33 protein-coding genes are annotated in these 25,180 nt (G+C 60.0%); 28 read left to right on the top strand and 5 right to left on the bottom strand.

Annotation, left to right across the window (positions count from 1 at the left end):
• From BMX17_RS19365 to BMX17_RS19355, 3 genes are all read left to right on the top strand, one after another.
• On the top strand, positions 1-312 hold a 312-nt coding region (locus BMX17_RS19365), incomplete at its 5' end, for a transposase (RefSeq protein ID WP_139203584.1).
• Positions 313-449: 137 nt separating this feature from the next.
• A complete protein-coding gene (locus BMX17_RS19360; RefSeq protein WP_092663186.1) occupies positions 450-1,370 on the top strand; it encodes a transcription initiation factor IIB in 921 nt (306 codons plus the stop codon).
• A gap of 261 nt (positions 1,371-1,631) precedes the next feature.
• Complete coding sequence (locus tag BMX17_RS19355) at positions 1,632-2,501, top strand: biosurfactant protein 1 (protein ID WP_092663184.1); 870 nt, start codon at positions 1,632-1,634, stop codon at positions 2,499-2,501.
• A gap of 250 nt (positions 2,502-2,751) precedes the next feature.
• On the opposite strand, the gene BMX17_RS19350 is transcribed toward BMX17_RS19355, so the two are convergent.
• Together BMX17_RS19350 and BMX17_RS19345 are read right to left on the bottom strand one after the other, a co-directional pair.
• Positions 2,752-3,240, bottom strand: coding sequence for a hypothetical protein (locus BMX17_RS19350; RefSeq protein ID WP_092663182.1), 489 nt, complete (start codon positions 3,238-3,240; stop codon positions 2,752-2,754).
• Positions 3,241-3,257: 17 nt separating this feature from the next.
• Positions 3,258-3,809 carry a DUF7342 family protein gene (locus BMX17_RS19345; protein ID WP_092663179.1) on the bottom strand — a complete coding sequence of 184 codons (552 nt, stop codon included), beginning with the start codon at positions 3,807-3,809 and terminating at the stop codon, positions 3,258-3,260.
• 136 nt (positions 3,810-3,945) lie between these two features.
• Between BMX17_RS19345 and BMX17_RS26360 the strand changes: the two genes are divergently transcribed.
• The 10 genes from BMX17_RS26360 to BMX17_RS27565 all read left to right on the top strand — a co-directional run bounded on the left by BMX17_RS26360 (position 3,946) and on the right by BMX17_RS27565 (position 9,141).
• Positions 3,946-4,086, top strand: coding sequence for a hypothetical protein (locus BMX17_RS26360; RefSeq protein WP_170845481.1), 141 nt, complete (start codon positions 3,946-3,948; stop codon positions 4,084-4,086).
• A gap of 60 nt (positions 4,087-4,146) precedes the next feature.
• Complete coding sequence (locus BMX17_RS19340) at positions 4,147-4,335, top strand: DUF8012 family protein (RefSeq protein ID WP_092663177.1); 189 nt, start codon at positions 4,147-4,149, stop codon at positions 4,333-4,335.
• 85 nt (positions 4,336-4,420) lie between these two features.
• Positions 4,421-4,801: a hypothetical protein gene (locus BMX17_RS19335; protein ID WP_092663175.1), complete on the top strand. Its 381-nt coding sequence runs from the start codon at positions 4,421-4,423 to the stop codon at positions 4,799-4,801.
• A 68-nt stretch (positions 4,802-4,869) separates the two neighbouring features.
• The gene (locus tag BMX17_RS19330) at positions 4,870-5,532 is read left to right on the top strand and encodes a DUF6735 family protein (RefSeq protein ID WP_092663173.1); all 663 of its coding nucleotides are present in this window, start codon (positions 4,870-4,872) and stop codon (positions 5,530-5,532) included.
• Between the two features lie 74 nt (positions 5,533-5,606).
• Positions 5,607-6,029, top strand: a complete 423-nt coding sequence (locus tag BMX17_RS19325; RefSeq protein WP_092663171.1) for a DUF8025 family protein — start codon at positions 5,607-5,609, stop codon at positions 6,027-6,029.
• Positions 6,030-6,138: 109 nt separating this feature from the next.
• On the top strand, positions 6,139-6,639 hold the full coding sequence (locus BMX17_RS19320) for a DUF7995 family protein (RefSeq protein WP_092663169.1): 501 nt from the start codon (positions 6,139-6,141) through the stop codon (positions 6,637-6,639).
• Positions 6,640-6,645: 6 nt separating this feature from the next.
• Positions 6,646-7,011, top strand: a complete 366-nt coding sequence (locus BMX17_RS19315; protein WP_092663167.1) for a DUF7568 family protein — start codon at positions 6,646-6,648, stop codon at positions 7,009-7,011.
• Between the two features lie 72 nt (positions 7,012-7,083).
• Positions 7,084-7,479: a DUF7567 family protein gene (locus BMX17_RS19310; protein WP_092663165.1), complete on the top strand. Its 396-nt coding sequence runs from the start codon at positions 7,084-7,086 to the stop codon at positions 7,477-7,479.
• An 82-nt stretch (positions 7,480-7,561) separates the two neighbouring features.
• The gene (locus tag BMX17_RS19305) at positions 7,562-8,146 is read left to right on the top strand and encodes a hypothetical protein (protein WP_092663163.1); all 585 of its coding nucleotides are present in this window, start codon (positions 7,562-7,564) and stop codon (positions 8,144-8,146) included.
• Positions 8,147-8,190: 44 nt separating this feature from the next.
• Positions 8,191-9,141: a MarR family transcriptional regulator gene (locus tag BMX17_RS27565; protein WP_092663161.1), complete on the top strand. Its 951-nt coding sequence runs from the start codon at positions 8,191-8,193 to the stop codon at positions 9,139-9,141.
• A gap of 36 nt (positions 9,142-9,177) precedes the next feature.
• On the opposite strand, the gene BMX17_RS19295 is transcribed toward BMX17_RS27565, so the two are convergent.
• On the bottom strand, positions 9,178-10,542 hold the full coding sequence (locus BMX17_RS19295; RefSeq protein ID WP_092663159.1) for a restriction endonuclease: 1,365 nt from the start codon (positions 10,540-10,542) through the stop codon (positions 9,178-9,180).
• 137 nt (positions 10,543-10,679) lie between these two features.
• Between BMX17_RS19295 and BMX17_RS19290 the strand changes: the two genes are divergently transcribed.
• The 15 genes from BMX17_RS19290 to BMX17_RS19225 all read left to right on the top strand — a co-directional run bounded on the left by BMX17_RS19290 (position 10,680) and on the right by BMX17_RS19225 (position 21,057).
• Positions 10,680-11,126 (top strand): hypothetical protein, encoded by a 447-nt coding sequence (locus tag BMX17_RS19290; protein WP_092663157.1) that lies wholly within the window; start codon positions 10,680-10,682, stop codon positions 11,124-11,126.
• Positions 11,123-11,677 carry a DUF6166 domain-containing protein gene (locus tag BMX17_RS19285; RefSeq protein WP_092663155.1) on the top strand — a complete coding sequence of 185 codons (555 nt, stop codon included), beginning with the start codon at positions 11,123-11,125 and terminating at the stop codon, positions 11,675-11,677. The genes BMX17_RS19290 and BMX17_RS19285 overlap by 4 nt, the downstream gene beginning before the upstream one ends.
• Positions 11,678-11,755: 78 nt before the next feature.
• Positions 11,756-12,442 (top strand): DUF6166 domain-containing protein, encoded by a 687-nt coding sequence (locus tag BMX17_RS19280; RefSeq protein WP_092663153.1) that lies wholly within the window; start codon positions 11,756-11,758, stop codon positions 12,440-12,442.
• Complete coding sequence (locus tag BMX17_RS27370) at positions 12,442-12,573, top strand: hypothetical protein (protein ID WP_280141423.1); 132 nt, start codon at positions 12,442-12,444, stop codon at positions 12,571-12,573. Before BMX17_RS19280 ends, BMX17_RS27370 begins: the two co-directional genes overlap by 1 nt.
• Entirely contained in the window at positions 12,570-13,235 is a 666-nt protein-coding gene (locus tag BMX17_RS19275) for a hypothetical protein (RefSeq protein ID WP_092663151.1), read from the top strand. The genes BMX17_RS27370 and BMX17_RS19275 overlap by 4 nt, the downstream gene beginning before the upstream one ends.
• Positions 13,236-13,366: 131 nt before the next feature.
• A complete protein-coding gene (locus tag BMX17_RS19270) occupies positions 13,367-14,527 on the top strand; it encodes a hypothetical protein (protein ID WP_092663198.1) in 1,161 nt (386 codons plus the stop codon).
• 66 nt (positions 14,528-14,593) lie between these two features.
• Complete coding sequence (locus BMX17_RS19265) at positions 14,594-14,815, top strand: DUF8129 domain-containing protein (protein ID WP_092663149.1); 222 nt, start codon at positions 14,594-14,596, stop codon at positions 14,813-14,815.
• A 125-nt stretch (positions 14,816-14,940) separates the two neighbouring features.
• Positions 14,941-15,942 carry a DUF6610 family protein gene (locus BMX17_RS19260; protein ID WP_092663147.1) on the top strand — a complete coding sequence of 334 codons (1,002 nt, stop codon included), beginning with the start codon at positions 14,941-14,943 and terminating at the stop codon, positions 15,940-15,942.
• A 70-nt stretch (positions 15,943-16,012) separates the two neighbouring features.
• Positions 16,013-16,360 carry a DUF8013 domain-containing protein gene (locus tag BMX17_RS19255; protein ID WP_092663145.1) on the top strand — a complete coding sequence of 116 codons (348 nt, stop codon included), beginning with the start codon at positions 16,013-16,015 and terminating at the stop codon, positions 16,358-16,360.
• Positions 16,361-16,448: 88 nt separating this feature from the next.
• Complete coding sequence (locus tag BMX17_RS19250; protein ID WP_092663143.1) at positions 16,449-17,381, top strand: ArdC-like ssDNA-binding domain-containing protein; 933 nt, start codon at positions 16,449-16,451, stop codon at positions 17,379-17,381.
• Between the two features lie 124 nt (positions 17,382-17,505).
• On the top strand, positions 17,506-18,336 hold the full coding sequence (locus tag BMX17_RS19245; protein WP_092663141.1) for a type IV toxin-antitoxin system AbiEi family antitoxin domain-containing protein: 831 nt from the start codon (positions 17,506-17,508) through the stop codon (positions 18,334-18,336).
• A gap of 5 nt (positions 18,337-18,341) precedes the next feature.
• Positions 18,342-19,145: a nucleotidyl transferase AbiEii/AbiGii toxin family protein gene (locus BMX17_RS19240; protein WP_092663139.1), complete on the top strand. Its 804-nt coding sequence runs from the start codon at positions 18,342-18,344 to the stop codon at positions 19,143-19,145.
• Between the two features lie 147 nt (positions 19,146-19,292).
• A complete protein-coding gene (locus tag BMX17_RS19235) occupies positions 19,293-20,111 on the top strand; it encodes a hypothetical protein (protein ID WP_092663137.1) in 819 nt (272 codons plus the stop codon).
• An 85-nt stretch (positions 20,112-20,196) separates the two neighbouring features.
• Positions 20,197-20,610, top strand: a complete 414-nt coding sequence (locus tag BMX17_RS19230) for a helix-turn-helix domain-containing protein (protein ID WP_092663135.1) — start codon at positions 20,197-20,199, stop codon at positions 20,608-20,610.
• Between the two features lie 123 nt (positions 20,611-20,733).
• A complete protein-coding gene (locus BMX17_RS19225) occupies positions 20,734-21,057 on the top strand; it encodes a DUF6788 family protein (protein WP_092663133.1) in 324 nt (107 codons plus the stop codon).
• Positions 21,058-22,076: 1,019 nt separating this feature from the next.
• On the opposite strand, the gene BMX17_RS19220 is transcribed toward BMX17_RS19225, so the two are convergent.
• Together BMX17_RS19220 and BMX17_RS19215 are read right to left on the bottom strand one after the other, a co-directional pair.
• Positions 22,077-23,423 (bottom strand): orc1/cdc6 family replication initiation protein, encoded by a 1,347-nt coding sequence (locus tag BMX17_RS19220; protein ID WP_092663131.1) that lies wholly within the window; start codon positions 23,421-23,423, stop codon positions 22,077-22,079.
• A gap of 1,182 nt (positions 23,424-24,605) precedes the next feature.
• Positions 24,606-24,992: a hypothetical protein gene (locus BMX17_RS19215; protein WP_092663129.1), complete on the bottom strand. Its 387-nt coding sequence runs from the start codon at positions 24,990-24,992 to the stop codon at positions 24,606-24,608.
• Between the last annotated feature and the right edge of the window lie 188 nt (positions 24,993-25,180).

Here is a 25,180-nt window from a genome sequence, read left to right as displayed (position 1 = left end):
CGCCGGTACGCGGGCGAGTTGCAGACCCTTGCCGCGGATAGGGGCTACGACAGTCAGCCACTGCGTGAGACCCTCCGAGACATGGGAATACGTCCACTTGTGAAACACCGCATCTTCGCTCCGTACGACCACGCGCACAACGCACGAATCGAGGACGATCTCTACAATCAGCGCTCAATGACGGAGACTGTGAACTCCTCGGTCAAGCGCTCGTACGGCTCCGCCGTCCGAGCGCGTGAATGGTACCGTGAGTTCCGTGAAGTCGTTCTTATGTGTCTCGTCTACAACATCAAACAGTATGTGACTCGCTGATTCCAACGCCATCTGGCGATTCAATAGAGCCGATTCAACACAGTCGGTGAGACAGTTCATCCTCATATAGATTTTATTTCACCCTCAATAGGTGAGGGGCTCGCCGTACTGGCGAGTTCCTGGATACGGTGAGAACAATGGCAACGAGAGACATCTACGAAACTGGCTTCGACGAAGACATCCAACCGGAGTCGAACGCAAACCGATGTCCCGAGTGCGACGGGCACGTCACTACGAACGTCAAGGAAACGGTCTGCGAGGACTGTGGCCTCGTCATCGAAGAGCAACGTCTCGATCACGGGCCAGAGTGGCGAGCGTACGATGAGGACAAACGCGAGCGAACAGGCGCACCACTCACTGCGGCCCGCCACGATCGAGGCCTCTCGACCGAGATCGGCCACGGAACTGATGCGCACGGGAACGAACTCTCAGGGCAGAAACGTCGGCGGCTGGCCCGGATGCGACGTGAGCAGACCCGTGGTCGCTGGCGGTCCAAAGCGGAACGGAATCTCGCACACGGGTTGGGCGAGGTGCGCCGGCTGGCGAGTGCGCTCGAACTCTCCGAGTCGATTCGTGACCAGGCGTGCCAGCTCTTCCGGAGGGCTCAGAGCGAGGATCTGCTTCGTGGCAGATCCATCGAAGCCATCGGTGCAGCGAGTATCTACGGTACCGGCCGATGTAACCAATACCCGCTTCTCCTCGAGGATGTCGTCGACGCCGCCCGAGTCGAGTCCACTCGTGTGACCAACGCCTACCGAACACTGAATCGCGAATTAGAGCTCCCGGCACCACCAATGCGCCCGACGTCGTTCGTTCCGCGGCTGATCTCGGAGTTGGGGTTAGACCACGACATTCGCCGCCGCGCGAATGAACTCGCAGAATGCGCCGAAGAGACAGCTCTCACGAACGGCTGTCAGCCATCGGGCGTCGCGGCCGCCTGCGTCTATCTGGCCGCCCAGGAGCAGGGCGCGTTGATTACCCAATCCACCGTCGCGTCGGCAGCAGAGGTGTCAGTCGTGACGCTCCGAAGCCGGCGAGACGAACTCCAAGCGATGTGAGACGCATCCGGTGGAGGAGTACCTACATACCGGCAGAGAGTCTACCAGGGGGTATGGATCTGGAAGAGACTGTCGAGTATCTGTCGACAGAACTTGATATCGAGCGGAGTGAGCACGTTCGCGAGGTCGGTCGAGCGGTCGCTGAGCTCCGTGACTGACTCCGTCTCGGCCCGGATTTATTTCGTCGGCGCCGAATCCGTCCCCCGCATTTCCTCACCCTTGATTTTAAATACCAAACCGGGGGAAACGCGGAGCGAATCGATGACGGACCGCAACTCAGACCGAGATGCGTTCCAACCTGTCGGGGAAGGCGCTCTGGTGCCGGACCCAGCGCTGGATCAGCCAGCAGACGGCCAGCCAACCCGCCAGCGTGAAGCCTCGCATTCGGGCGGATATCCGGACGGAACAACCGACACAGACCGAGCCTGTGTCTCCTGTGGTGCATCGATCCCGGCATCGCAACAAAAATGCCGGTTCTGTCTCGAACACGAACTCGACGCCGCCTCAGCGTCGGATGCTGCGAGTTCCGAGCAATCACTCCGTGGTGTGATCCACTTCCTCGTCGAATCCGGGACGTTCTATGGTGCTGTCGCGAAAGGGGCAGCTGCAGCGACACTTCTTACGGCAGGTCACGACGAGCCGATCGACGACTGTACGCTCATCTACGATCTCGACGACGAGCCCGCACCCCAGCTAACCGAACGCTGGCCTACGCTCCCCGCGGCCGTCGAGGTGACCTCAGCGGCCGGTGAGGCGTTGCTAACAGCGACCCGTGAGCGGACAGCGTGGGACGAGAGGAGCGATGGTTCTCAGACAGATATCCCACGCGTCTATGACGAGCGTGGCCAGGGAATTCGTGATGAGTCATCCCTCGAGCACGCTCTCGACGACGGCGACCAGCTGTGGATCGTCCCAGCAGTCGCTGTTGAAACAGTTCCTCGTGAAACGGAATCCACCAGTACCGGGGCCGATATTCCGACCGTGACAGCCCTCGAGTGCCAGCACTGTACGAGAGAAACAGAACATCGGTTCAGGACACGCGAGTCGCTCCCTGACGAGACCTGGACGGGCCAACCAATCTGGGAGTGCCAGGTGTGTGGCACAGGTCGCTACGGGCCTGATCCCGAATAGGGCAGGAGGAATCTCGCCGATTAACCAACAGTCTCCGATAGAGATGGCTTCTGTTGGTTAATATGGTGAGTACCCTCAAGTCCGACGGCAGTCACGGCGGGCGTTCATCAGGCAGAGTTCGCAGAAGCTTGCCTCCACAAATCGCGGCGGGAACAGGGGTAGTGGGTAACGCACCGTGACATCGACGAGTCCGGAAAGTCACGCCGACCACGGCACGGACGCATCACCAGACGCTCGATGAACTCGCTGTCTAGACGGGCCAGGTCGGGAGCGAGGGCGCTCCATTCTTCCAGTGAATCGCATCTAGCGCGGGCGGGAATTGCTGTAGTCTGTCATCGAGGACGGCAAGTGGATGCGCATCGAGAAACGTCGCCTCGTGGCGATCAACCGGCGTGTCTTCGTGATTGAGTTGGATGTGACAGGGCCCGAGGTCCGGATGATCGGCGTCCTGGTGGAAGCCGAGCATCAGGTTCCGGTCCGGTTCGACCCAGTTGATGCGGTAGTATTCGTGGTCGACGCCAGCGGGGTACCAGAAGCGAATCTCCAGTCGTGCAGTCGCGACATCGTAGGAGTCACTCAGGAAGGTTGTCGGATCGACATCCGCGATGACGTACCGGGGTCGACGTCGAGACGGACGATAGCGTACCTCCACACACCCAGCTTGATTCGTCAATCGGTCGTGAACGTCGCGGAGGAGGGTCCGCTGTGTATAGCGGTCGCGACCGGCAAGAAAGATCATTCTGTGAGAGAGAAGGATTAGCTCGTGGCGCGGTCAGCCATGTCGGTCATCTGCTCGCGGGCGGCTTCAACGTCAGAGTAGAGTTCCAGTGCGTGCTTGATGAGGCGGCGATCCTCCTCGTTCTCGCGCCAGAACGCGATGACGTCGCGGCGGTCCCGGAGCTCCGCACTTGCGAGGTCGCCGTCGGCGAGCGACTGTTCGAGCTCCTCCCACGTCTCGACGTCGTAGGTCGCCTGCCACTCCTCGATCTCCTCGGTAATCGCGGCCAATTCACTCCGCAGCTCCTCGCGGGTATTTTCCTCGATGAGCGTGCGGATCTCCTCGAAGAGCAGGCGCGTGTAGTCCGGCTGGTAGCGCGTGGTCTCGCCGGCCTCGACGCGACGCAACTGGCCCTGGTCGACGAGATCCTGAAGTTCCTCGTTGGTCGTGCTCCAGGCGGCGTCGGCCTGCTCGCTGATCCAGTTAACTGAGCGGGGTTCGCGAAGTGACTCGGCGACCGCCCGAATGCGGTCGCGGGCGCTCATCGACTCAGTCCACGATTGGACCCCATCTCGCGAGGATTCGGTCATGGTTGGCACCTCTTGGGACAGTGTTCGCGCCCTGCTCTGATATATGTTTGTACTGTCTCGCATAATCAAGAGTGGGATGCGAGCGAAGGCGTCCGGACGTTGAAATGCGATACCGACAGAAGTTATGCACCAACCGATGTACGACCGATATTCTGACTTTGCAAAACTACGGCCGACCGGCGAGGCATCCCACATCCCGGACACGATGCTGGACGACGGGTGGGAGAGTGACCTCCTGGCGGCAACGCGGTGCGACGAGCACTGGTGGCGACGCTGATGCGCCGACAACAGTCTCGTAAGGAGTCTTTCTGCGCCGGCGAGTGGTGAGGCGCTACCGATGAATCAGCAAGTCGAACAGGGCTACCGGATGCATTGTGTGCTCAGCAATCTCAGCCGGCTCGACGTCGACCGGTTGGACGACGCAGATCGAGAGCGAGTCGAGACTGCAAGAGACCTCCTGGAAGAAGTGAGCCTACTCACGCGACCAGAGGACGGAAGCGAGACAGACGCCCCAACAGACGACTGATCGTCATCGGCGTCGACGACAGGGGCACTTCCAGTGTCGGTTTATCGCCCCCAAGAGGGATGCGGGGCTTCCCGCGAGTCCAGACATGGCGACACTACAAGCTGCGACGACGTCAACCGGCGCGATCGTATCGGATCCACAGGCAGTCCGCGAGCTCTGTGAGAGCTACTGCTTCGGGACGCTCGACTGGGAGGTCACCGACAAGGGCGAACTCACCATCTGGGGGTACGATGACTTCGAAGTGTACGAGGCGCGGGAGAACGGCCTCCCGGACTACGAGGGCGGCATCGTGACCCACGAATTCTTGCGAGAACTCGCCGACCACCTCGAAGCCGACGAGGAACTCGACATCCAGACAGCGGGGTTCACGAAGTGTCGCTTCCCAGTGCTGGCGAAGCGGTACGTCGTTCGCGACTGCGAAGTCCTCCACGCAGACCTCAATTCCCCCGAACCGATCGACGAGTAGAGTTGTTCGCCCCCCGGAGGGGTGCGGGGCGATCCAGTCGTGGGACGCCCTGCGAGGTGATTATTCAAATGGGTCACCGCGCACTCGTTGCGTACGAACGCACAGACGGACAGTATACGCTTCACTACTCTCATTGGGGCGCTGCGAACCTGAAGCTCAAACACCGGATTTCGGCTGAGTCGCCGTTCGGTGGCGACGACACCGACTCCAAGTGGGCGAAACAGCTACTGGCGGAACTGGCCGATGGCCTCGAGGCAGAAGCCGTCGACGGCTACCTCGCCGGCGAAGACCGCCCGTCGACGGTCGTCGAACCGAAGCCCCGCGCCACCGGGCTCACCCTCGACGAGATCGTCGCTGACCATCTCGACTATCTCCACCACGAGGCGTTCTTCGTGGTGTCGACGTCGTTCGAGGTGACTGCCTACCGGACGCTGTGGTTCGGGCTGCAGTACGACTCGGAGACAATCGACCACGGTGAGACGGTCGGGAACGGGGCGCTCGCGACCGTTCGGTGGCACGACGGCGAGCCGGTCGGCGACGGCCATCTGAAGGGGCAGTTCCGGGCGCTGAAGGACGTCGTCGGCGATATGGTCGACAAGGGTGTGTTCACCCAGTCGACTGCTCGCCAGTACCTCAAGCAAAAACTCGGCGAGTGGGTCGGGAAGCGGCAGGAGTTGCGCATCCCGAGCGGTGAAGTACCGTCTCCGGACGCGACACTCAGCCGCTCGTAGACCGATTTGCGTCGAAGCAGATGGTGTTTTTCTGGGGCAGAAAGGACTGAGCCCTACCGTAGGCTCGTGATTGGATGCCCGAGAAACCAGACGACGACCCATTCCACGATTGCGAACTAGGTCCCGACGCAGTCCTCGGGACGCGCACCTTCCACGATGTCCTATTCACCGACGATACCGAGACACCGGTGAACGTGCTCACCGGCGAGACGCCCGCACATTCGCAGGCGACCGTCGAGGAAGCGAAGGCGTTCGCTGCGAGTATCGACACGGACACACCACAAATCGCTCTCCCGGCCTCTGTCGAGACGCAGGTCGAAACCCAGAGCAAGCCCTACACCTCAGCTGCGTTCTTCCACTTCAAGGCGACCGGATCGCTCGAACTGCACCGTGCCTACCACGCCGCCTACGACTCCGACGCGTTCAGCGTCGACTTCGAGGCCGACTACGAGTCGGGCGACCTGACGATCACCGTCGAGCGGACACGCGACTCCTGAACCCGGTCGCTCAAAGCGAGTTTTTTCGAGCGCCGGCGATGGGTGCCGGCGCACCGAGCAGACAAAGCCGAGCAGTGTCCGGTGAGTCGGCGCTCCGAGGTGAACAAAGATGCATATGGTCATCTACGCGTTAGTCGAGGCACCGACACGGCACGACGCCCTGGTCGAAGGGAAAGCAGTCTTCGACCGTCTCGTCGGGGCGAACCCCCACGGCTGCGCCGTGTTTGACTACTACTGTACCTTCGACGAAGAGGATACGACGGTCGCCGGGAAGGCTCGCTGGGGAGACCTACCGACGGCAGCACCCATCAATTCAGAGGAGGGGGGTGAACTGCTCGACCGGGCTTGGAAGGCCACGAAAGAGGAGTTTCAGCGGAATCTCGACCGCGCGAAGGAGGCACTCGACGAGCTCAGCGACGAGGCGATCATGCGCGACGAGGATCTCGCCCGACACGCCTTCCATCAGGTCGGCGCCTACGAGGGACCATCAATCCCGATGTACGACCAGCACGCGATAGGGATTCGCCACCGCGATCAGCTCGATCGTGTCCTCGAGGAAGAGGAAGACAGCCAGACACTCTGGATTGTCCCCGCAGACGTCCACTTCTGACTGACAATGCCCAGAATCACAAACTGGTCTCGGGAGAGTCGTACACCAACATTCGCGTATCGAAACACCGAGACTGGAGCGCGAGCTGTTCTACACCGGGCTCCGGACTCATACCGGTACAAGTGGCGCGGGGCGATCCTCGTCGACAGCTACCCGATCTGGTCGCGAGGCTTTGAGACGAAGGAGGCGACGCCGTTCCGAGATGCACTTCGGGAGCGGCCAGCGCCCGAACTGAGCTGTCCGGAGTATCCGAACGACGACGTCCTCGTCGGTGAGAAGACAGCTGATGGAGCAAAGGTACAGCGCTGGTACGACTGTCCGGACTGTGGGTACGAAGCCCCCTCGCGCATCGTCTACGGCCCTGAACGCTGAGAACGTACGCACACAGGGTGTTTTTCCGCCGGGGCGGAGAGAGTGACCCGGTCGAACCGGGTCGGCCCAACAATGAGTCTTGAAGTACTCGAGCGACACAGCGAGGCACTGTTCGAGTTCCTCTGGTGCCCCGTCTGCGGGCAGGAAGTGTTCACCCACATTCCCTTCGAGGGAGTGTTCTGCAAGAACTGTAACACGCAGGTCGTCCTCCGAGAGTCCCGAGAAAACCGTGGCTACGAGGAGGCTGTGCTCGCGTGCTTCGACACCGACTCGACGTGGAACCTTCACGTCGACGAGAAGCTCCGTCGCGACCTGCCTGACGGCTCGGCACGGGCAAAAATCCTCGGTGCACCGGGTGCCTATGAGATCGACTGGTGGAGTCCAGCACCTGGGGAGGATTGGGAGCCGGTCGAGCGTGGTGAATTCGACGACGTGGAGGAACCAGACGAGGTGTCACATCTCGCGTAGCGGATTGCAATCCCGCTACGACTGTGTGGTGTTGTTTCAGCGCCGGCGATGGGTGCCGGCGCACACGCGCCGGCGAGTACCGATGTCGACACGGAGCCAACTCCGATTCGTCCAACGAGTCGAACAGACCGGTGAGACAGATGGCAGCTCCGACCGCGTCGCGCAGGTGTACCGGCATTCGGACGGGTACCCCGGGAGCGTCCTCCGGGATCTCGCACAACTGAAAGAGCTGCTCGATGCGACCCGTGCCGAGCGCGGACCGGGTTACACGGCCGCGACGTTCGTGTTCCTCGACAAGCTCTCGACGGTCGACCTCTACCTGGATGGCGACCCAGAGCGAACGATCGACGCGGCTCAGCCAGCGGATCTCCTTGAGCCGTCCAATATGGAGCATCTCGACCAGCCGCTGTTCCTGCTGGGCCACGGCGTCGAGAATCCGGCCGATGGCATCCACGGCGACGAGGAATACCTCTACGTCGTGGAACTCCCGACGGAGAACCCGTTCGACGAGCCGACCGAGTGGACAGTCAAAGTGAGCGGTCACTCCGCGTTCCCCCGCTGGGACGGCCCGACCGACGAGGCCTTCGAGCAGGCGAGCTGGCAATTCCACGGGTCCCTCGAGGACGCGCTCGCAGAACTGGTCCGGGACGAAGCAGTCGTCAAGTAAAATCCCAAATCGTATTTATATAGTTAGGGTTTAGAAAGACCCAGATGATTTCGAAGGCCGGACTTGCCGTGCTTGACGCGCTGAGTACCGGCCGTGAAGCAGCACCGGCGGAACTCGCGACCGAAACCGGATATTCACGAGAACATCTGTACGACGTACTCGACGAATTGCTCGCAGCGGGATTGCTCACAGAAACCCGTGGGTCCAGCAATCAGCGTCGTGTCCGCATCGCGGAACATCCAGTTACCGAAGCGTATCGAACGCTGCAGTCGGAGTTCAGCCACGTAGATTGGACGGAACTGCTCTCCCCAGCCACACTCCGCGTGTGTTGGTATCTCGATAGACCACGACACATCGCTGATATCGCAGACCGGCTCGGAATCACTCGACAAGGTGTCCACAGCGCGTTATCACCGCTCAAGCACCGAGCACTACTCTCCAGATCCGATTCGAAGTACGCCCTTCATGACGAAGTCTCGCCGCTGTTGGCGTTCGCCCGGGCTACCGTAGAGCACGAACATCGAGCACGAGTCCGGGACATCGCTCCCAGTGCCACGATCGCGTGGTGCGATCCGAAGCGAGCACTCGTTCGCCTGCAGACCGACGAGGATACGGACGCACTCCAAGCAGCTCCGGACTGGGAGATGACCGGACTGGGTCGGTTTACAGCGTATGGTCTACAGTTTTTCCTCGCCGGCGAGCCACCGTTCTGGTATGCGCCGGACGAGGAGCTAACGCCTGCTGAAGTCGTGTGTCATACGCTCCTTCTGGATAGCGGATCCCGGCGCGTCAGTTATTCGATGCTGCTGATCGAGGCGGAGGACATCGATCAGGAGACACTCGTCGAGACCGCACGGTGGTACGACCTGGAACCCACTGTGAAAGCGTTGTATCGGCCACTTCAGGGTAACTTCGACAGAACAGATGATCAGCCAGTCATCCTCCCAAAGAAGGACGAATATATGACACTCAAAGAGCAGTACGGTGTCTCGTAACACCAACCCCGCAGTCTGGCGGAAAATTGCGACGGGTTAGATGATGCCGCCGATCACGAGTAGTCCGACGACGAGCAGCAGCGTCGCAACCACGCTCCCGCCAGCAAGCAGCTTGTTCTCCATCGCCTTCTCGTGGATCGGCATCTCGGCGTACTCCTTGCGGAACGCCTCGAGGTTCTCCTCGTCGTAGAAGTACTTCGTCTTCAGCGCGAACCGTTCGGTCACCGCACAGCCGGTACAGACCGGCTCCCCTTCGAGCCGTTCGGTCTTGATGTGGGTGTCGCAGGCGATCGCCCCGCAGTTCGGACAGTAGGTGTACGTCTCGTCGACGCCGCTCGTCTCGCAGTGGACGCAGCGATGGATGCCGTCCTCCAGAGTGACCCGTGAGGGGCCAGCAGCATAGTATTCGTACGGATACGAGTACTCCAGTATCTCTGTCGTCTGCCGAACCTCAGGTAGATACACCGGCTCAATCGATTGCACTGAGATGTCCGAGAGATTCGGCTCACACGTCTTGTTGTACGTAACGTTATTGTCGCCGGTGTAGGTCACCGTTGTCGTGTGGTAATCCTGGAGGCGGTCAACAGCCCACTCCTTGTACTCCGTTTGGGTCTGGCCGAACCGTCGTTCGTCGACGTCGGCGAATACCTCGGTAAACTGCCCGGTATCGAGGGGGACCGTCGCGTGGAAGTTCTCGGTGACCAGCGTCGCGACTTCGTCGTCGGCCACCTTCGGATGGCCGCGCTCAGCGTGGACAACGAACTGTGTGCGGTCGTTAATCTGATGGATGACACCGACTGAGGTTTCGAAGACAGCGTTCGTGTCGGCGGTGATCGCAACCACCGGTCGGAACGTCACTTGCGAGTGCGGCACCGGCAGATCCGCGGTCTCAATGTTCTCGATGTCGCGGAACGCCTCCTGGACAGGTGCGTCGACATCCGCCGCCGGATCGTACGGTCGGAGCGTCTCGTCACAGAGGATCTCGATGCGCCCGTTGTAGAGATCGAGACCGATTTCGTCGGCGATCTCCCGAAGGTCCTCGCCGTCGATCAGCTCGATGGGATAGGGATCGTCGTTCCGCTGGAGCCGGTCAGCGTACTCCTCGGCAGGGTTCGTAAATCGACCAGTGGTGGCGACCATCCCACGCTTTGGACCGTCGAAGTCGAACGTCGCGATGGCCGAGTGCAGCTTCTGGACGACCGGCCGGCCGACCGTCCCGGTGTGCTTACACTCGACGATGATCGCCCGTCGCGTGCCGTCGACGACCTCCTCCATGATGACGTCACGCCCCTCGTCGGCCGTCCGCTCTGCCTGGCGGACGTTTTCGTAGCCGAGGTTGCGGAAGACGTCCTCCATCAAGTCCTCGAACTCGAATCCCGAGAGGTCGTCCAGTACAGCCATCCGAATGTAATTGGATAGTATCTTGCTATAACTAAATACGTTGCCGACGGTGGCGACGAAGTCCCGACGATGTGAGCGCTGGTGTTGTTGTTCGTCCCGCAAGGGGTGCGGGACGACACATTCGTCCCGGATTACCGATGAGTTCTGAGAGCAACAGCGAGATCGCTCCCGACAACTGGTGGTTGCAACGCCGAACAGATGACGACCATTTCGTGTTCGCCTACGAGTTCTCGAAATCCGTCCTTTGCCACGTCCAGCAACCCTCGGACTGGCTGGTCCGGATCGATCGAGCCGATGGGACGATCCTCTTCAGTCAGCACGACCTCCGGTCGCGAGCAGCGGCGTTCGACCTCGCCAAGAGCGTCATGGAGCTCTGTACGATGCTCCATCGGGAGGTCGTCACGGAGCGAAGTCAAGCGCGAAAACCGATGTACGTCGGGCCCCGACCAACCGAGGCCGCGAGTGGGAGCAATCAGGGAGCCGGACGCGGTCCAGATACCGCCCGTCGACCATCGGATTCCCGACCCCGCCAGCGCCCGGAACGACAACGAGGTATGGGCCACTGGGAGGGTGAGTTCCGATGACCGCCGGCCGAGCGTACCGCGGTGAACGCTGTATGGGTGGACAGCTGGTGTACACGCCCGATGGCGACGTACTGGACAAGCACCTCCACGTCTTGCGCCGCGCCCCTGGTGGATTCGACTGGGGACCGGAGGCCGACGAGGCCCGCATTGATCAGCTCGCCATCGCGCTGCTGGCTGACTCCGCAACGAAAAACATCGCGCTCGACCACTACAAGGAATTCGCGCGGTACCTGCGTGAAGAGCTCGAGGGCGACGAGTGGCGACTCCCAACCAGCGACATTTCGGCCGATACCTGGTCGCGGGACATCGATGTCGCTGATGAGACGCCCTCACCGGAAGACATCGATATCACGGCGGTCGATTTCGACGAGATGACCTTCGCGGTCGAGCGAGCGCTCTGCGAGAAACACGACATCAGCGTCCACCAGAGCGCCGACGATCGCCGCGAGGAACTGGAGGAGACCCGCCGGACAGTCCAATCAGAAACTACCGACTCGGAGGAGTCACAGACCGACACCGGCGGCTTCGAGTTCCCCGCAGCTAGCCAGTAGGGACGGCGAGAGCGTTTCCGGATCTGTTTGTAGAACCCCCGAGAGGGGTGCGGGGGTTACCACTCCCGCGACGTACCGATGAACGGGAACACACGACGCCACACGTCGAACGTAGTCCAGACAGAAGCGCTCGCTCACCGTCGCGACGACTCCATCGAATACATCGGCTTTCGCGTCGACGGTCAAGCCGTCGTTCTGAATCTCTCCGAACACCAGCGTCTCACTCCCGATCGGAGTCTCGATCTGGTCAACCACAGTCCGACCGGCTTCGAGTGGGGATACGCTGGAAGCGGGCCCGCACAGCTCGCCTGCGGGCTCCTCCTCGACTACTACAATGATGCCCAGGTCGCGAGAGAACACTACATCGCGTTCCGGAATCGCGTGATCAGCCAGCTCGAGTGTGACGGCCCGGCGGCATGCTGGCACCTTACCGGCGAAGAGATCGACGCCGCGATGGCGACGATCACCGACGACGTCGTCGCCCTTCCCGACGGCGGGGGGCCGTCACCGACGCTCCCTGAGAACTGGCGAACGGTCGCCCGTCCCGACCGGCGGGTCTTCCAGCGCGCTGATCGCGACCACTACATCGTGCTCGGTGAGGGAGCCGACGGGTGGCTGGCCGTCCTCTGCAGTCAGGGCGATCGCGCCTATCCGGCACCCCTGGCAAGCCGGATGGTTTCGGACGATGCCGATGTCGAGGGGGCCATCCGTGCCCTCGTCGACGAGAGCAACGACCTCATCGAGCCACCGGAGGGGGAGTACTGATGGAGAGGCTTCGACTGTCGCGAGCCACCCACCAGCTGCTCGAACGCGGGGTCGAGGCACTCGAGAAAATCGGTCGCGAACTGGAACGGTACAACGATCGGCAAGAGCAGACTGACGGCACCGACTCGTGACTCAGACACATTCTCCCGGCCAGCTGCGGAGTACCGGGTTCCAGTACACGCGCACTCCCGAGGGGTGCTCGTGTCCCATTCATCGCGACGGCCAGCCGGTCACGGCGCCGCTCGGGTTGCGGTTCGCAGAGCGCGTCCATATCGAATCGATCCCGCGGCACGTCGCCGGCGCGATCTACGAAGCCCATCATTCCTATATGGACAGTGTTCCCCGGACGAACCTCGTTCATCACGGGCTCTGTTACCAGGACCAGCTACTGGGTGCGATTACGTGGCGCTATCCGCTGATTCGCTCGCTGGAGTACGACGGGACGCGATACGAGGGTGACGAGATCGTCGAGGCGGCACGGATCTGCATCGGCGTCGACTTCCCGAATCTCGCCTCCGCCGCGCTCGCTCGGTCGATGGAACGGTTCGTGCGTCGGCACGGCCGGCGGCGAGGCATTCGGCTTCTGCTGACGTTCGTGCGAGCTGACTTCGACGGCTCGATGATCAAAGCACTCAGAGACAAGGGCTGGGACTGTGCCGGGAAAACCGAGCCCGGACAGGCAGGTAACCGGCCCGACAAGCAAATCCGAGAGCGGCCGAAGTGGCGGTTTCTCTGTGAAGTCGCAGCTGAGTCGGAACGGGAACAGACCTCACTCGCCCGGTGGTTTGGTTAACCAACGAATTACCCCCACTCTTGGCTCAGTGTTGGTTAACGTGGTGTTGTTGTTGCGCCCGGGAGAGGGGCGCAGGGCGCGAGACGATGCAGGCGGCCGTCGATGAGCGTTCCTGCGTCGAGGTGACTGAGATGAAAGACCTAGAGTCGAGAACCATTTTCGCTGGCGTCGATGGACGTACCAACACCGAACTGCCCGAGTGGTACCGACAGCGTCACGGGGGCGACGACGCCGTGAGCTTCGCCGAGGCGATCCGTGACCTCCCGCAGGCCGTCGAGACGACCGTGGCGTACCAGAACCCCTTCACCGACGAGTGGGTTGAGACGGAGCGGTTCAACGCGCTCGTCGAGCCGAGTCGCGCTCGGAAGCAGGCCCGAGATGGGGACGCGGAGACGGACCCATTGTTCCACGTGCCCACCGACTCGTACGCGATCATCAATCCTGTCGACGTGTACGGCCCGCTGGAGGAGGTCCTCCGCGAGGAGACTATCGATGGGACGCCACTGGGTGACGTAATGTTCGGCGAGATCCGGCGCTACCGGGGCGGCGGCGAGATCCACATGGACATCATGTTCGACGGCCTCGAGGTGCGCCTCCCCGGCCGGTCGGACCCGATCACGATGGGCGTGACGTCGGGCTACGACTTCTTCGGCGAGCACGCCGTCTACGTGGAGGGATTCGCCCAGGACGGGTACTGTTCGAATACAATGCGCTCGCTCACCGACAAGGAGGTCATCAAGCACGTCGGCGACGTGCGGAATTTCCGAACCTGGTGGGAAGAGATTCTCGCACAGGTCGAACTCGTGGCTGACGACCTCTTCGAGTTCATCCGTGACGCCCAGGACATCGAACTCGACTTCTCCGAGCTCCCGTTCACCGTCACGGAGTTCTACAGTCTGCTGGGCTTCCCGGACTACCTGGCCGAGCGCGCTGCGAGCGATGCCGAGGCCAACGCGGCCTCACCCGTCGAGATCGATATGTGGACGCTGCATTCCGGCGCGACGTACGCGCTCACGCACTTCTTCCAGGGCAAGGAAGGCGCGTCGCTGGACGGCTACGTTCGCACGGCCAACGACATCCTGTTCAACCCCGAGGGTACCATCGAGCGGGTCGAGCGAGCCTACGAGGAGGAGCTGGAGGCGGACGGCGACGACGGGTCGCAGGCGTCGCTCGCCGGCGAGCGGGCGCTCGCGAGCATCGAGCGCGTCAGCGACGATCTACAGGAGAAGGTCGACCAGTTCGAGGAGCGTGAGGACGCGCTTCGTGAGCGGTTCCAGGACGCGATGGCCTGACGCCGCGACGGTGACGTAGTCGTCTGTTCTGTCTTTCTCGCCCTTCAGGGGTGGAGGGCGATAGAGATGGAGAAATCCGCGGACAACAGCGGCAATAACGATGAATTCCCACCCGAGAAGCGCCTCGAAGCACCGAACTACCGACTGATCAAGGCCGGGATCGCGACGATCCCCGATATGGAGACACTCCGTGAGTGTGTTGCCTACGAGAACGCCCACCAGAATCGGACGCAGATTCTGCGTCGGCTCCAGTGGAAGGCTGAAGAGTTGCGTGAGGATGAGGAGTAGCGATCAGTCTTAACCAACAATCGGAGTCAGCCAACACCTTGTGTTGGTTAACGTTGAGAGTGTCCCGTTTTTCCGGGCCCCTGAATGGGTGCGGGGCGACCAGCAGCCCCCTCGCGAGTTCAGTCATGTCCCTCGATTTGAGTCCAGACTCCAGCACGGCTAGCGACATCGCTGCCGCCAGACAAGCGGACCATGTGGCGTTCCTCCATCGAGTTCCATTCGTCGCTGATGCGTTGGCCCTCGGATTTCTTCCCGGGTTTCGAGAAGACTGTGGGTATCAGGCAGACCAGTACCTGAACCTCGAGATTCCTGTGGGGATGCTCGATAACGACTTCTGCAATCCCGACCTAGAACGCTTCGTCGATCGCTTCTTCGAGCACGAGCCACAGGTCGGTGTCATCGGCGACATCTACGAACCAGATGCCGTCGACGCCCACGTCGCTGCCGCTCGCGAGATCCAAGCGAGCTACCCCAACGCCGAGCTCATCGTCGTTCCGAAGTCGCGGGCGGTGATCGACGCGATCCCTGAGACCCTCGTCCTCGGATATTCACGGGGATACGCCGACCGTCTGGCCCACGAGTTCTCCGACCCAGCCGATTGGAGAGGGCGACGCGTCCACATCCTCGGCGGGAGTCCGCCCAAGCAGCTCGACGCCATTCGACAGTTGACCCGACCGACACTCACGGATGAGCCACCGGCTGACATTGTCGGCGTCGACTGGAACGGGCTGCACCGTGGCGCACAGTTCGGCGAGTTCTGGACGGCCGACGGCTGGGACGACAGCGGTCGCGACGCCGACCACGTCACCGTCCGAAAGACGGTGCGTCACAGCCTCGCTCGCGTCCGTGAGTTCTGGAGGGCGCACGGAATCTGGCCCGAAACGACACCGCAAGACGAGGGGCTCAACGTCGAGTACGAGGGACCGAGTCCTGCCGATCTCGAGGACGCCGTCTGTACCGAGTGCGGGACGAACGTCTGGCGAACTCGCCGCGGCCCGTACGTGGCCGAATACGATACCGGCGCAATCTGTGGATACTGCAGCTACGAGTGCTACTTCAGCCACCGTCACCGGAACAACTTGGAGGAGATCGCCGGCGAGCAGAGCGTCTACCTCCCGCCGGCGTGACTTTGCGACCTGTTTTTCGTGCCCCAGAGAGGGCGAGGGCTCCTTCGAAAGCCCTCAGAGGTGACTTCCAGTGAGTCAACAACAGCGTCCTAACAACGTCTCGATCGACGAGATCCCGGTCGATATCGACAACACACAATCAGCGGAGGTCGATTCCGCCGATGTCCCCGACGAAATCGAGTCCATCACCCGTGGGCTCGCCGGTGAGCAGCCGCCGACGAATCCGCTGGTCGTGCTGAAAGCGGCCCGGTGGTGGTACATTCACGGCAAGGGCGGCACGGATCCCGCCTTCCAGTGGGCCATCGAGTGGGCACGTCACCTTGCGACCGACACGCCCAGTGACGTCGAGCGGTTCGACGAGTTCCTCGAGTACCTCGTCACGGTCGGCTTCGCGGACGAACGCCACGAGCTCCGCTAACCGACAGACTCGGTTTTTTGGACGCCCCTGAGGGGTGCGGCGCGGTCTGAACAGACGCAGTCGCTGTGAACTTAATTCGGTGAACACAATGGCTACGACCAGAGACTCGTCGGTCTCCTTCGAGCAGACCGACACACGATCCGACGAGATGAACAGTACGATCGAACAGTGGATCGACGAGCTCGTCGCCGGCGTCGACGACGCGCAGGCCAGCGACGAGTTCCAGGAGTGGCTCGACGTACAGAGTCGCTTCCACGACTACTCGTATCGGAACACGCTCCTCATCAAGCGGCAGTGTCCCGAGGCGAGCCGGGTGGCGGGCTACCGGACGTGGCAGGAGGAGTTCGACCGCCACGTCAAGGAGGGTGAGTCGGCCATCTGGATCTGGGCGCCGATCATCACCAAGCAGTGCCCGGAGTGCGAGAATTCGCCGAGCTATCACGAGGATAGCGACTGTGACTACGACGAGACACCGCCTGAAAAGTGGTCGGAGGGCCTCGTCGGGTTCAAGCCTGCCCCGGTGTTCGACGTCTCCCAGACCGAAGGTGAGCCGCTTCCCGACCTGGACACGGAAGCGACCGGGGACCCCGACGACCTCGTCGAACAGTTGACTGCCGCCGCTGATGAACTCGGTGTGACGGTGCGAATCGTTCCAGCCGAGGAGTGGACCCACGGCGAGGCGAAGGGCATCTGCGAGCAGCTGAGTCTCGTCGATATGCAACCGCGGGTCGAGGTACGTGATCGGGAGAACGAGGCCGACCTTGCGCGGACGCTGATCCACGAGTACGCCCACGCCCTGCTCCACTTCGACGTCGACGACGACACCGAGCGGGCGAAACGCGAAGTCGAGGCCGAAGCCGTCGCGTACGTCGTCGGGCGGTACTGTGGGTTGGACACTAGCGGGTCGGCGTTCTACTTGGCCGCGTGGGAGTCGGACGATCCCGAGATCGTTCGCGACCGTCTCGACCGGATCAGTTCCACAGCAGAAGAGCTCATCGACGTGCTCGAAGACGGCGCTTGAATCCTTAACCAACACACGGTTCCACACCCCGATTTCGTTGGTTAAGTCTGCTCGTCTCCGTCGTCCGCGGCAGTCGCAAGGCTAAAGCAGGCCCGTGTTTATACTCTATGTAAGAAACGCAGGTATGACTACCATAGAACAATCGCAGAATATCCGCCAGGGTCTCTCGACTCGAGAAAGTCGACTCCTTGCACGACTCGCTGGCGCGGGTCACCAAATCATCTCCGTCGACGACATCGAGACGACGCTGGAGGTCCCCCCAAACACCGCCCGCGAGATCGCCTCCCGGCTCACCGAGAAGGGCTGGCTCGACCGGCTCTTCCCGGGCACGTATCTCATCATTCCACTCACTGCCGGCGAGGAGGCCGTGTACACCACCCACGAGTACCTCATCGCCGCCCACGTCGCCGAGCCGATGTACATCGGCTACTACAGCGCCCTCAGCCACCACGGGCTGACCGAACAGGTTCCCCGGACGGTGTACGTCGTCACGCCGACCCGAGCGCAAAGCAGGGAGATCCACGGCGTCCCGTACCGCGTCACGACAGTCACCGAGCAGAAATTCTTCGGCTTTGAGCCGACATCGGTCGAGGGTACGACCGTTCAGGTCAGCGACCTGGAGAAGACGCTGGTCGACTGTGCGGACCACCCCGAGTTCTGTGGTGGTCTTCGGGAACTTGCGACCGCGATGCGCACCGCCGACGAACGGGGTTGCGACTGGGACACGGTTGGCGAGTATCTCGAGCGCCTCGACAACGGCGCGGCGACCAAGCGGATCGTCTACCTCGCCGACCAGCTCGGCATCGACCTCCCCGCCCGCGAGGAACTCGTCGCGTCGTTCACGAGTGGCTACTCGTTGCTGGACCCGACGCGGCCCGACACCGGATCGACCGACAGTACGTATCGCCTCCGAATCAACGTCGAGCCAGCCACGCTGGAGCCGACGGAGTCCTGATCGCGATGATCAGTCAGGACCGGCTCCGGATTCTCGCTCGCGAACTGGGCGTTCGGCAAGGGTACGCTGAAAAGAACTACGTCAATTCGTGGCTCCTCTGGGGCATCTTCACGAGCGACTACGGCGACAACCTCCTGTTCAAAGGCGGGACCGCGCTGTCCAAGCTGTATTTTCCGCAGTCGTGGCGGTTCTCGGAAGACCTCGATTTTGGCGTCGAAGGGGAGTACCAGGGGTCCAAACAGGAGCTCCGAGCGGTCCTCGATACGATTGCAGACCGCTCTGGCATCGAATTCGAGATTCGCGAGCACCACGAATCCCAGCAGGACCACTACCCGACCCACTACGTCGACATCAGCATTCAGTACCGCGCCGTCCTCAACCACCCCAACACGACCAGCATCGACGTGATGGTCGACGAGCACGTCGCCTTCGACCCCGTTCAGCACACGCACGCGTACGAAGACGTGCCCGAATTCGACCTCCAAGCGTACAGCGTCGAGGAGATCTTCGCCGAAAAGCTCCGGGCGATCTACCAGCGCGGAGCCGCCCGTGACTACTACGACCTCTATCAGCTGCTCGAAACCGATTCGGTCACGATCAACTTTGCTGACGTGGGGCCCGCCTTCGACGCGAAATGCAAACACGATGGGCTCACCGTTGATCTGAACGACGGACTCCCCGCCGAGCAACAAGAGACGATCCGCCACCAGTGGGAGACCACGCTGCCGGACCTGACCGGTGATCCGCCGGCGTTCGAAATGGTCTGGGAGCAGTTGGACACGGCGATCTCCCAACAGGGATCGCCGTAGGGAACGGCCGATGTCGGTGTCGATAGTTGATGGGTGTCGCATCCGGAGCTCTGGGATTAACCAACAATTCGGGATATTTGGCCGGTGCGTTGGTTAATTTTTGAGCGCCCGCCGAGGGGCGGAGGCGCATTCCAGCCTCATCGAATCATGACAGAGCGACATCTCAGAGCCGTTCTGTCAGAAGCGGAGCGAGTCGCAGAGCAGTACAACCAGGTCGCCCAAGCCACGAACTCCCCTGCACACGAGTACCTCCGGTACGCTGTACTCCGACTCCTCGAAGGCGACGCCAACGCGATCCCCGAAGAAGTCCCGCAGGTCGATGGCGTGACGGTCGGATACGGCCGAGATCAAGCGATGTACGACAGTTGGGGGTCCGACGTCGAGTGGTGGGACACAGTACCGCCACAGGACGACTGTACGCGCTTTCGAGTGTTCTACCCTAAGGACCAAACACCGGTTCCTCGGGTCATCCTCACCGTGATGGCCGCGCTGGGAGCATGGCGAGTCTGGGAAGGGAATGCCGCTGCCTGTGGCTCCTACGATCATCGAGAGCGACGAGAAGTCCACTTTCTCTGGCCGGAGGGGAACCTTGCGGAAGCACTCTTGGAAAACCGGATTCAGGAGATTGGAAGCGCTGTCGCTCCAGACGGCGGACAGGCAGGAGACGTCCGCGACCGAATGCTCGTATCAGACGGCTCCACCTCAGCTGATGATCTCGAGCCCCGCACGAAGCGCGCTGTCGAGGAAGCGATGACCGTCTCCCTACTCGCCAAGGGTGGTCGCTACGAAGTCGAAGCGGCGTCCGGAAATCGATACGAAGTCGATATTATCGGGCAATCCTGTACCTGTCCTGATTGGCAGCAGCGCGCTCCAGACGGGGGCTGCAAACATATGCGTCGCGTCGATCACGAAATCAAACAGGGGCAGGTCCCACGTCCAGATGGTCAGATTCCACCACAGGCGTAAGATCCTGTCTTGCTTCCCAGTCGCTTCTGCGTGGTAGTTTACTCTGAAGTAAACTACTTTGGCGTACTCGATTGAACACACGAATATGGACGATGGCCTTGGGAACGGTGAGAACACGGCACCACGGGAACTCATCCATTTCGTCACTCAGCAGACGCGGTTTACCCTGATCAACAACATCCTCCAGCACCCCGAGCAGCTTCCTTCGATGTACGAACTCGAGGAGCTCAACCCCAGCGTGAGTGACGCCACTGTCTACAAGCACATCCAGAAGCTGATCGATGAGGGCATCGTGAAGGAGGTCGCCCTGGACGACGACCAGCGCCGACAGGGTTACCCCTGGAAGTTCTACGGGCTCACCAAAGAGGGTCGGGAGTTCCTGGAGGAACACAACCTGCTCGCCGCTGAAGAGACGCTTCAGCAGATCTACGAGACCATCTCCGACAAGCCCGAGAAGATGGTCAAGTACGAGAACGCGCCCCGTCCCGACGACATCTAATGGAAATTTCTATTCCGGAATAGTTTGCTATTCATACTCTTCAGCCCGTGACGGGACGAAATCTGATTAACCAACAAATCTATGCCGATGCGGTCTTTGTTGGTTAACACGAGGCGACCGCTGATGTCCTACGAGCCACCGACGCCGCCGGCGGAACTCCCGACAGACCTCGTCAATACGCTCAACGAGTCCTCTTCTGAGCAACTACAGCACGTTGCCCGCTACGCTGAAGAGCTAGCTGAGCACAAAGCTCGCGAGGCACGCCTCGAAGAGGACTCAGATGAGAACGAGATCGAAGAACGCCCTGACGATCTGCCGGACGACGTCCCGGCGAAGGCCACGATCACGATCAAGGAGATTAACGACAATCGCTACTACTACTGGCAGTGGCGGGAAGGCGAAAAAGTTCGTTCCCAGTATAAAGGCCCCGTCAGTCCCGACGAGTAGACGAGAGTGAACTGTGGCCGGGGTGTGTCGAGCGCAATTAGTAGCGTAGCAGAGGACACCCCCCAGAGTGTGAATGGGTTCGATCAGCCCAGACAGGTAAAACACGAAGGGAAGATACCCACCCCACGTTTCCGTCGTAACTGGAGGCCTATGGAGGGAATGCGGCCACAGTTGAGGGGATCACACCCCCCACGTTTCCGTCGTTTCGTCACCCGGTGTAGGTCGATGGTCAGAGGAGTAAATGGCGACCTCGGATCACCCACCCCGTGTTTCCGTCGTTTCTCGATAACGATCTCATTAGTAGTGATAATGGACTTTCAGTCGTAGCAAAAAATACAGTTTGACTGTACGCGTCAACACCCCGTGTGCGAAGTGAATTGGGAGAGGGCTTGGGCCCGATCGTAAAATTCGTGGTCAATTGAATGGTATTGAGAGGAAATACACACCCCTCGTCAAGAGTGAAAACCGCCAGAAAATGCGGGATTGAACAAGCAACAGGGGAGAAGGAATTCTTCGGATATATTGCATTCGCTCCGACCACACCACACCCCTCGTCACGAGTGTATTCGCTGATAAGTTCTAAATCTACATACCCCGTGTTCGAAGTGTAAATATGGTTTATTGTGGCGATTTTCCGCTCTTACGGCGGCTTTGGGGAACTGAAGCACTGCTCCGACAGCTGTGACTAATTATTGAGAGGAGTAAGCGGAAACAGATTGATATTCAATCAGAACAGCCACACAAGTTCATCTGAACTAAGCGGAAGTTCACCTCCGAAGTGAACTAGCAGACTGCGGTGGAATGCCACCCCCCGTGTGCGAAATGAATCCACTCGTCTCCTAAGGGGGACCCCGTGTGAGAGATGAATTGACTGATGAGTCCAAGGGGGGACACCCCGTGTGCGAAATGAAATCTTGCCTACTGTTGTCAGACATATCTAGTCATTCTAACAACACACTTCCCGGAACCACCCCCCGTGTGCGATATGAATTCGGTGGCGGCGTCGGGGACTCTTGGCGTCAGTTCCCTTCGAAGAAATCGTCTATCTGCGCGTTGACAACGGATTTGACGAGATCCTCTTCGTGTTCAGCATCCTCGAGACGGAAGTCAGTCTGGAGGGTCTCGGCGACCACTTCCGGATCGTCAACAAAGGTGTATTCCTTGTGGACACCACTACCGTACCCCCGCCCCCGTTTCTCCGACGTGACGAAATTGTAGGTCTCAGCTTCATTCATATATCGCAGATAGGAGTCGCGCGATTTTTCATCGGCATCCAGGAGATCGGTGAGGTACTGGTACACTCGGTAGGCAACCGTACTGGGGACAGCGTTCAGGTTGCGCTGCGAATAAACGGGGACGATCGCGGTTGCGTAGAGCGAGAGCTTCTTCTGCGTCGAGAGGCCCTGCATCTGGGTCAGCGTCCGGTCCCGTTCGGCTTCTTTCTGGGCGTCGCGTACGTGCTCTTCACGAACCGTATCTTTCCCACCTCGGTCGGCGATTTCACCCGCCTTCCGGAACAGATCGATCGCCTTCCGCGCATCGCCGTGATCTTGGGCAGCGAATGCTGCACTGAGCGGAATAATCCCATCCTCGAGAACGTCGTCTTGGTACGCGTCGCGACGGCGTTCGAGAATCGCCTGCAGTTGATTCGCGTCGTAGTCAGGGAAGACGACGTCCTGCGGATTGAACGAACTCTCCGCCCGGCCGTCGAGGTCTTCCATGAATCGGGGATCGTTCGTGAGCGCGGCGACGGACACGTGGCCCTCGATACGACCGAGCTGGGACGCTCGCGACAGCTGGTAGAGCAGTTTCGAATATGCCGGCTCGTCATTCGGATCGCGTTGCCGACCGACTAGGAGATCGACCTCGTCGAGGATGATGATGACCGAGTCGAAGTTGTTGCTCAAAATCTCGTAGAACCGATCGAGCTTTTGGTCGGTCGAGATCCCACTCTCAGGGACTCCGACGTCGACGCCGGCTTCTTCGGCCGCGTTCTTCACGAGGCGATAGACAGCCCGGTCGTGCGATTTGATCGTCTGGCAGTTGACTTTGATGACGCCAAACCGATCTCCCTGCGAGTTCGCAAGTTCGAGAACCTGCTGGCAGACCGCATTGATAATGAGTGACTTCCCAGTCCCCGACGGGCCGTAGAGGAGCATATTGGGTGGTCGATTTCCCTGTAGTGCCGGTCGTAGGTAGGTGATGATATCGTCCAGCTGGTCATCACGACCGACAATTCGATCCTCGTCGATGACGGCATCCGGGTCGAGAAGTCCCTTATCTCGAAAAACAGAGTTCTGAACGCCCTCCTGAAGACGGCCTTTGATAGATTGTGAGAGGGATTGTTGATCGTCGCCGTCAGCCATATTTGCGAAGTTAGGTCGAAACTATAAATAAATATGGGTACCGTGTGCGAGGTTAAATCAGACGAATTCAGTTGATAGAGAGGGTTTAGGAGGAGGTGGTCGGTGAAATTCCGTAACCGCGGGCGAAATCAATTGGCCGTAATAGCCCCCCGTGTGCGATATGAATTCCCGGGAAGCTCATCGAACAGCCGTCGATGCCGAAGCGGGTCAGAAAACCTCGGCGGAGGCACCCCCCGTGTGCAAGATGAAACATCAGACGTGGTCTCGATCCGGACAGTACCGGGAATATCTCTCGACAATCTCGCATGGAGACGAGATCTTGTCGGTATGTTACCCCCACACCCCGTGTGCGATATGAATTTGACGAGAGGGTAGGCGGGAACGAATCAATCAAGGAAAACGGAATTTGTCCAGAGAGCCTACGAGAAGACGTAAAACAGACGATAACGCCCAACTCACAAGGGAGCAACGCCACGGACGAGTTCAGATATATCACGAAACATACCGTTTCGTTTCGACCGACTCTAGTTCTAGTACGGTTTTAGTTGCCAGAGTAGCTATGTAAAGGTTTCCCTGAAACATAGATCATTCCGATATCGTTATCTCTGCGTTCTCTTCTCCGTGATATTGTGGATTTCAGGTGTCTCGGGCTCTCTCTTCTCGACCACCCCCTCCCGCCGTTTTCCTGATTTCATCTCGCACACGGGGTGTGGGGGTTAGACTTCGTGGGGGCGTGGTTAACCAACAAATCCACTCCAAACGGGTCTTGTGTTGGTTAATCGCTCTCCGTGTTCGCGAACGCCGTCAATTCCGACACCAATCTGTGAGTATTTCTTCAGCAGCTGAATCGGTAGGTAAGTTATCGAAATTGAGCTGAACTAGTCAACTCGGTAGACAGCAAGCGCTTTCAGGAAATTGTTGGCACAGTAGCGAATCCGGCACCGTACGCAGCAGCCTCGATGAAGCTTGTGCGGACCCGGATCGATGAACACGCGTGCATCTTGGACTGGATTACGCGAGTAGACTGCGACGGCTTCTTCTCCACCGTTTTCACTTGCTGGTGTCTGGATGTAAACTTCGATCATCTCTCCACGACTGAAGTACTCACGAAGATCTCGCTCTTGTGCCTCTCGGTGAGCCCGTTCCTTGGATCCTCGGCTGGTATCTGTGGACATAGTTGTGCTATTGGGCGTTAAGGTGACTCTGATAAGCCTGTTCTATGGCCTCGAGATCCTCTTCGAATAGCTCTTGAGCTGACTTTCGGCCAGCCTTGGCCGAGTAGACATCCCGGACTTTACCCTGAACCGCCGAGAGCTTCTTAGCGCTCTGCTCAGCGACTTTTTTCTGCGCGAACTTCCGACGTCGTGATTCCCATCCATCGATTTCGAACGCTAAGTACCACCGGGTAGTTTGCCGGATGTCGGTGAACTCAACTGATGCCTCAACCGGACGAAGGCCGTCAACCTGACTCACAAGTAGTGTTGTCAAGAGGTTCTCGTCTACCGCACGATAGTCTTCTTCGTCCGGTTCGTCCCACGGGTCGAAGTCTACGAGGTCGCCAAGTCCCATATATACCCATTTGACGGGGTGTATAAACAACCCCCATGAGCGGCTTTACGCTTACTAGAGCCATTTCGAATGAAGCTGAGCGAAGAATTTTAATATTATTGCTCTTGCGCCCGACCCCTCCAGCCAAGGTGCCAAAATCTCAAAGTATGAGTCCTTTAGAGAGGAGTCCAACCCGTGATATATTTTTT

It is taken from the genome of Halorientalis persicus (assembly GCF_900110215.1).
In the GTDB taxonomy this organism is placed as follows: Archaea; Halobacteriota; Halobacteria; order Halobacteriales; family Haloarculaceae; genus Halorientalis; species Halorientalis persica.
This window is presented reverse-complemented; position numbering and strand designations above follow the sequence as displayed.

What these genes read in the sequence shown, in the direction of transcription:
- BMX17_RS19320 (WP_092663169.1), top strand. Translation starts at nt 6,139, where the DNA reads ATGCATATGGTCATCTACGCGTTAGTCGAGGCACCGACACGGCACGAC.
- BMX17_RS19230 (WP_092663135.1), top strand. Translation starts at nt 20,197, where the DNA reads ATGGACGATGGCCTTGGGAACGGTGAGAACACGGCACCACGGGAACTC.
- BMX17_RS19250 (WP_092663143.1), top strand. Translation starts at nt 16,449, where the DNA reads ATGGCTACGACCAGAGACTCGTCGGTCTCCTTCGAGCAGACCGACACA.
- BMX17_RS19235 (WP_092663137.1), top strand. Translation starts at nt 19,293, where the DNA reads ATGACAGAGCGACATCTCAGAGCCGTTCTGTCAGAAGCGGAGCGAGTC.
- BMX17_RS19345 (WP_092663179.1), bottom strand. Translation starts at nt 3,809, where the DNA reads ATGACCGAATCCTCGCGAGATGGGGTCCAATCGTGGACTGAGTCGATG.
- BMX17_RS19340 (WP_092663177.1), top strand. Translation starts at nt 4,147, where the DNA reads ATGAATCAGCAAGTCGAACAGGGCTACCGGATGCATTGTGTGCTCAGC.
- BMX17_RS19280 (WP_092663153.1), top strand. Translation starts at nt 11,756, where the DNA reads ATGAACGGGAACACACGACGCCACACGTCGAACGTAGTCCAGACAGAA.
- BMX17_RS27370 (WP_280141423.1), top strand. Translation starts at nt 12,442, where the DNA reads ATGGAGAGGCTTCGACTGTCGCGAGCCACCCACCAGCTGCTCGAACGC.
- BMX17_RS19265 (WP_092663149.1), top strand. Translation starts at nt 14,594, where the DNA reads ATGGAGAAATCCGCGGACAACAGCGGCAATAACGATGAATTCCCACCC.
- BMX17_RS19215 (WP_092663129.1), bottom strand. Translation starts at nt 24,992, where the DNA reads ATGGGACTTGGCGACCTCGTAGACTTCGACCCGTGGGACGAACCGGAC.
- BMX17_RS27565 (WP_092663161.1), top strand. Translation starts at nt 8,191, where the DNA reads ATGATTTCGAAGGCCGGACTTGCCGTGCTTGACGCGCTGAGTACCGGC.
- BMX17_RS19335 (WP_092663175.1), top strand. Translation starts at nt 4,421, where the DNA reads ATGGCGACACTACAAGCTGCGACGACGTCAACCGGCGCGATCGTATCG.
- BMX17_RS19285 (WP_092663155.1), top strand. Translation starts at nt 11,123, where the DNA reads ATGACCGCCGGCCGAGCGTACCGCGGTGAACGCTGTATGGGTGGACAG.
- BMX17_RS19310 (WP_092663165.1), top strand. Translation starts at nt 7,084, where the DNA reads ATGAGTCTTGAAGTACTCGAGCGACACAGCGAGGCACTGTTCGAGTTC.
- BMX17_RS19330 (WP_092663173.1), top strand. Translation starts at nt 4,870, where the DNA reads ATGGGTCACCGCGCACTCGTTGCGTACGAACGCACAGACGGACAGTAT.
- BMX17_RS19240 (WP_092663139.1), top strand. Translation starts at nt 18,342, where the DNA reads ATGATCAGTCAGGACCGGCTCCGGATTCTCGCTCGCGAACTGGGCGTT.
- BMX17_RS19295 (WP_092663159.1), bottom strand. Translation starts at nt 10,542, where the DNA reads ATGGCTGTACTGGACGACCTCTCGGGATTCGAGTTCGAGGACTTGATG.
- BMX17_RS19355 (WP_092663184.1), top strand. Translation starts at nt 1,632, where the DNA reads ATGACGGACCGCAACTCAGACCGAGATGCGTTCCAACCTGTCGGGGAA.
- BMX17_RS19315 (WP_092663167.1), top strand. Translation starts at nt 6,646, where the DNA reads ATGCCCAGAATCACAAACTGGTCTCGGGAGAGTCGTACACCAACATTC.
- BMX17_RS26360 (WP_170845481.1), top strand. Translation starts at nt 3,946, where the DNA reads ATGTACGACCGATATTCTGACTTTGCAAAACTACGGCCGACCGGCGAG.
- BMX17_RS19220 (WP_092663131.1), bottom strand. Translation starts at nt 23,423, where the DNA reads ATGGCTGACGGCGACGATCAACAATCCCTCTCACAATCTATCAAAGGC.
- BMX17_RS19260 (WP_092663147.1), top strand. Translation starts at nt 14,941, where the DNA reads ATGTCCCTCGATTTGAGTCCAGACTCCAGCACGGCTAGCGACATCGCT.
- BMX17_RS19290 (WP_092663157.1), top strand. Translation starts at nt 10,680, where the DNA reads ATGAGTTCTGAGAGCAACAGCGAGATCGCTCCCGACAACTGGTGGTTG.
- BMX17_RS19350 (WP_092663182.1), bottom strand. Translation starts at nt 3,240, where the DNA reads ATGATCTTTCTTGCCGGTCGCGACCGCTATACACAGCGGACCCTCCTC.
- BMX17_RS19305 (WP_092663163.1), top strand. Translation starts at nt 7,562, where the DNA reads ATGTCGACACGGAGCCAACTCCGATTCGTCCAACGAGTCGAACAGACC.
- BMX17_RS19360 (WP_092663186.1), top strand. Translation starts at nt 450, where the DNA reads ATGGCAACGAGAGACATCTACGAAACTGGCTTCGACGAAGACATCCAA.
- BMX17_RS19245 (WP_092663141.1), top strand. Translation starts at nt 17,506, where the DNA reads ATGACTACCATAGAACAATCGCAGAATATCCGCCAGGGTCTCTCGACT.
- BMX17_RS19225 (WP_092663133.1), top strand. Translation starts at nt 20,734, where the DNA reads ATGTCCTACGAGCCACCGACGCCGCCGGCGGAACTCCCGACAGACCTC.
- BMX17_RS19270 (WP_092663198.1), top strand. Translation starts at nt 13,367, where the DNA reads ATGAAAGACCTAGAGTCGAGAACCATTTTCGCTGGCGTCGATGGACGT.
- BMX17_RS19325 (WP_092663171.1), top strand. Translation starts at nt 5,607, where the DNA reads ATGCCCGAGAAACCAGACGACGACCCATTCCACGATTGCGAACTAGGT.